Genomic DNA, 3,815 nt, shown 5'->3' on the forward strand with positions numbered 1-3,815 from the left:
AACCGGTGCCCGCCGTCGAACGGAGCTTGATGATCGGACGGATGTCCTGCTGCTTCGCCATTGTTAGATCTTCTCCCCACGGGCCAGGAGGTCCTTGACCACGGACTCGATGCCACGGGCGTCGATGACCTTGATGCCCTTGGCGCTCAGGGTCAGGGTGACGTTACGACGAAGAGACGGGACGTAGTACGTCTTCTTCTGGATGTTCGGGTCGAACCGGCGCTTCGTGCGACGGTGCGAGTGCGAGATGTTGTGACCGAAGCCGGGGGTGGCTCCTGTCACCTGGCACACTGCTGCCATTGCTTTCTTCTCCAATACCGTGATGCCGGATGGCACCACCCAAGGTCACTTGTCGGCGCACGACTTCCCACGCGATTCTCGTCTGGGGTTTCGTACACGGCTAACGGAGTGGGAGGAGCCCACTCAGCCAAACATCCATGCTACGGCACGGGAGGCGATGCGACCAAATCGCGACGGCCCAACCAGGCGCGAGCTCGTCCGACAACGCGCGCCCGTCGAGTCCAGGTGGTTACATATCAGCTACTCGCCCGCCGCCTTCGCCGTGCAGCCCGCGCACAGGCCGAAGACGTCGACCACGTGCTGCGCCTGCGTGAAGCCGTGCGCTGCGGCGGCCGAGCGTGCCCACTGCTCGACCTCGTCCGCCTCGATCTCGACGGTGAGGCCGCAGTTGCGGCAGATCAGGTGATGGTGGTGTCCGGTCGTGCAGGCGCGGTAGAGGCTCTCGCCCTCGGGCGACTGCAGCGAGTCGGCGTCCCCCTCCGCGGCCAGGTCGGCCAGCGCCCGGTAGACGGTTGCCAGGCCGATCGGGGAGCCGGACTCGTGCAGGGTGAGGTGCAGCCCCTGCGCGCTGATGAAGCCCTCCGTCGAGGTCAGGGCCTCGCGGACGGCCTCCCGCTGCCAGGTGTTGCGCTTCACATGCCCAGGCTAGCCTGCCCGGCTCACCACCCGCCGCGAGCCGCGGGCGCCGACCAGGCGGCATACCACATAGATGAGGAACGAGATCGTCGTCACGTACGGGCTGATCGGGAGAGAGCTCCCGATCGCGAGCATGATGCCCCCGACGACCGAGAGCAGGGCGAAGCCCACGCTCAGCAGCGGCACGGCGAGCGGCGAGGACGAGACGCGCATGGCCGCTGCCGCAGGCGTGACGAGCAGCGAGAGCACCAGGAGCGCCCCCACGATCTGAACCGAGACCGCGACCGCCAGGCCGAGCAGCACCATGAAGGCGAGCGACACGAACCGGGTCGGCACGCCGCGCGAGGCGGCGACGTCGGCGTCGAGGCTGTCGAACATCAGCGGGCGCCACATCAGCAGCAGGGCGATCAGCACGATCGCGCCGATCACGAGCAGCGAGCCCAGCTGCGGGTCGTCGACCGAGACGATCTGGCCGGTGAGGAGCCCGAACTTGTTGGCGCTGCGGCCCGGATAGAGCGCGAGCGCCAGGATCCCGAGCCCCAGCCCGAACGGCATCAGCACCGCGATGATCGAGTTGCGGTCGCGCGCTTTCGCGCCGAGCAGCCCGATCAGGACCGCCGCGATGAGCGAGCCCACCAGGGAGCCGGCCACGATGTTCACCCCGAACAGCAGGGCGATGGCTGCGCCGGCGAACGAGAGCTCGCTGATGCCGTGGACCGCGAACGCCATGTCGCGCTGCATGACGAAGACGCCGATCAGCCCGCCGACCACACCGAGGACGGCACCGGCGAAGATCGAGTTGCGCACGAGCGCCAGGAGCGCGCCGTAGTCGGTGAAGTTGAAGAGCTGCGACCAGAGATCGTTCATGCCGCCGGCTCCGGATGCGGCGCACGGCCGTGTTCGTGGTGCTCGTGGGTCTCGGCATCCGGGATGCCGACGACGACGATCCGGCCCCGGCTGCGGATGACGTCGACCGGAGTGCCGTACAGGTCGGTGAGCACCTCGCTGCGGAGCACCTCGTCGGGCGTGCCGGTGCGGAAGCGACCGCCGGCCAGGTAGAGCACGCGGTCGACCATGCCGAGCACGGGGTTCACGTCGTGGGTGACGAACACGACGGCGCTGCCGTGCTCGCGGCGGCGCCGGTCGATGAGCTCGCTGACACCGCGCTGGTGCTGGAGGTCGAGCGAGAGCAGCGGCTCGTCGCACAGGAGGAGCGCCGGGTCTCCGGCGAGCGCCTGGGCCACCCTGAGCCGCTGCTGCTCGCCACCGGAGAGCGAACCCACCGGCGTGTCGGCGTAGCGCCGCGCCCCTACCGAGTCGATCAGTTCCTCCACCTGGGCGCGGTCGGCGCGATTGGGGACCGGCAGTCCCCAGCGGTGCCCGTTGACGCCGAGTGCGACGAGGTCGCGTGCCCGCATCGGGGTGCCCGCGGGGATGAGCTTCTGCTGCGGGATGTAGCCGATGCGCCGGTCGCCGCGGCGCACGGGGTGGCCGTCCAGCTCGATCGTCCCGGAGTCGAGGGCCTGCTGGCCGAGGATCGTCTTGAGCAGACTGGTCTTCCCCGATCCGTTCGGGCCGAGCACGGCGACGAACTCGCCCGCGTGGACGTCGAGGTCGAGCCCGCTCCAGAGGGTCCGGTCACCGAAGCCGAGCGCGGCGGAGCGCAGACGGAGGACGACCTCGCGGTGCTCCGGCACCGGCACGCGCTCGAGTGGCTCGCTCATTTCGCGAGCGCCGCTCCCACGGCGTCGAGGTTGGCGTTCATCCAGCTCACGTAGTCCTTGCCGGCCGGCAGCGTCTCGGTGACGGGCACGACGGGGACGCCGGCGTGCTTGGCCGCAGCGAGTACGCGCTCGGTCTCCGGGCCGGAGGTCTGCTCGTTGTAGGCGAGCAGCTTCACCTGATGCTCGCTGAACAGGGCGAGCGTCTGCTGCAGCACGAGCGGTGACACGTCGCTGCCCTCTTCGATGGCGGCACTGAACTTCTCCGGCGTCTTGTTCACGAGCCCGATGGAGTCGAGCAGGTAGAGCGGGACGGGCTCGGTGATCGCCGCGCCCTCGCCGGCGTACTGCGCCTTCAGCTCGGCCTCACGGTTCTGGAGGTCCGTCAGCTGAGCGGAGAACGCCTTGGCATTCTTCGCGAAGGTCGCCTTCTGGGCCGGGTCGGCCTTCGTCAGCGCGTCCGTCAGGGCGGTCGCGAACTTCTGGATCGTGGGGAAGTCGTACCAGAGGTGCTCGTTGAGCCCGCCGCCCTCGGCCTTCTTGCCGGAGAGGTCGACGACGTTCAGCACGGTCGCCTTCGTGTTCTTCGAACCGGAGCGCAGCGTGCTCATGAAGTCGTCGTAGCCGCCTCCGTTCTCGATCAGGATGTCGGCTTTCGACACCGCGAGCTGACTCTGCGCGCTCGCTTCGAACGAGTGCGGGTCCTGAGCCGGGTCGGACATCAGCGAGGTGACCTGGACGGTGTCGCCCGCGATGGTGGAGGCGATGTCGCCGTACACATTGGTGCTGGCGACGACTCGGACCTTGCCGCCATCGGCGGACGATCCGGCGGAGCAACCGCTGAGCGCGAGCGCGGTCAGAGCGGCGACGGTGAGAGCGAAGACGGAGCGCTTCTGCATGGGGGCCTGTCTAATTCGGCGATGGGTACCCCACGACACTAGCCCTTGTTGAGAATGATTGTCAAAATCAACTCTCGAGAGTTGCCGCACATGTGAGATCAGTCCAGCAGCAGCGCAGGCTCCTCGATGATGGAGGCCACATCGGCGAGGAACCGGGAAGCGACGTCCCCATCGACCACACGGTGGTCGAACGAGGCTCCGACGGTCGTCACGTAACGCGGACGCACCTCGCCGTCCACGACCCACGGCTTCTGCTTGA

General features: G+C 68.2%; 6 protein-coding genes. All 6 read right to left on the reverse strand.

Features of this window, described 5'->3' with window-relative positions; all coding sequences use genetic code 11:
• Nucleotides 1-63 precede the first annotated feature (63 nt).
• On the reverse strand, nucleotides 64-300 hold the full coding sequence (gene rpmB, locus Q0Q23_RS19845; RefSeq protein ID WP_047561095.1) for a 50S ribosomal protein L28: 237 nt from the start codon (nucleotides 298-300) through the stop codon (nucleotides 64-66).
• 240 nt (nucleotides 301-540) lie between these two features.
• Nucleotides 541-936, reverse strand: coding sequence for a Fur family transcriptional regulator (locus tag Q0Q23_RS19850; protein ID WP_295128467.1), 396 nt, complete (start codon nucleotides 934-936; stop codon nucleotides 541-543).
• 9 nt (nucleotides 937-945) lie between these two features.
• A complete protein-coding gene (locus tag Q0Q23_RS19855; RefSeq protein ID WP_295128470.1) occupies nucleotides 946-1,803 on the reverse strand; it encodes a metal ABC transporter permease in 858 nt (285 codons plus the stop codon).
• Complete coding sequence (locus Q0Q23_RS19860) at nucleotides 1,800-2,660, reverse strand: metal ABC transporter ATP-binding protein (protein ID WP_295128472.1); 861 nt, start codon at nucleotides 2,658-2,660, stop codon at nucleotides 1,800-1,802. The genes Q0Q23_RS19855 and Q0Q23_RS19860 overlap by 4 nt, the downstream gene beginning before the upstream one ends.
• Nucleotides 2,657-3,556, reverse strand: coding sequence for a metal ABC transporter solute-binding protein, Zn/Mn family (locus tag Q0Q23_RS19865; RefSeq protein ID WP_295128475.1), 900 nt, complete (start codon nucleotides 3,554-3,556; stop codon nucleotides 2,657-2,659). Before Q0Q23_RS19865 ends, Q0Q23_RS19860 begins: the two co-directional genes overlap by 4 nt.
• A gap of 98 nt (nucleotides 3,557-3,654) precedes the next feature.
• Nucleotides 3,655-3,815, reverse strand: a 161-nt coding sequence (locus Q0Q23_RS19870) for a 2-oxo acid dehydrogenase subunit E2 (RefSeq protein ID WP_295128478.1), incomplete at its 5' end; no start/stop codon positions are given.

Source organism: uncultured Leifsonia sp., from assembly GCF_945957465.1.
GTDB lineage: Bacteria > Actinomycetota > Actinomycetes > Actinomycetales > Microbacteriaceae > Leifsonia.

Bases quoted from the DNA above. Each gene is read 5' to 3' on its own strand.
- rpmB (WP_047561095.1), bottom strand. From the start codon at position 300: ATGGCAGCAGTGTGCCAGGTGACAGGAGCCACCCCCGGCTTCGGTCAC.
- Q0Q23_RS19855 (WP_295128470.1), bottom strand. From the start codon at position 1,803: ATGAACGATCTCTGGTCGCAGCTCTTCAACTTCACCGACTACGGCGCG.
- Q0Q23_RS19860 (WP_295128472.1), bottom strand. From the start codon at position 2,660: ATGAGCGAGCCACTCGAGCGCGTGCCGGTGCCGGAGCACCGCGAGGTC.
- Q0Q23_RS19865 (WP_295128475.1), bottom strand. From the start codon at position 3,556: ATGCAGAAGCGCTCCGTCTTCGCTCTCACCGTCGCCGCTCTGACCGCG.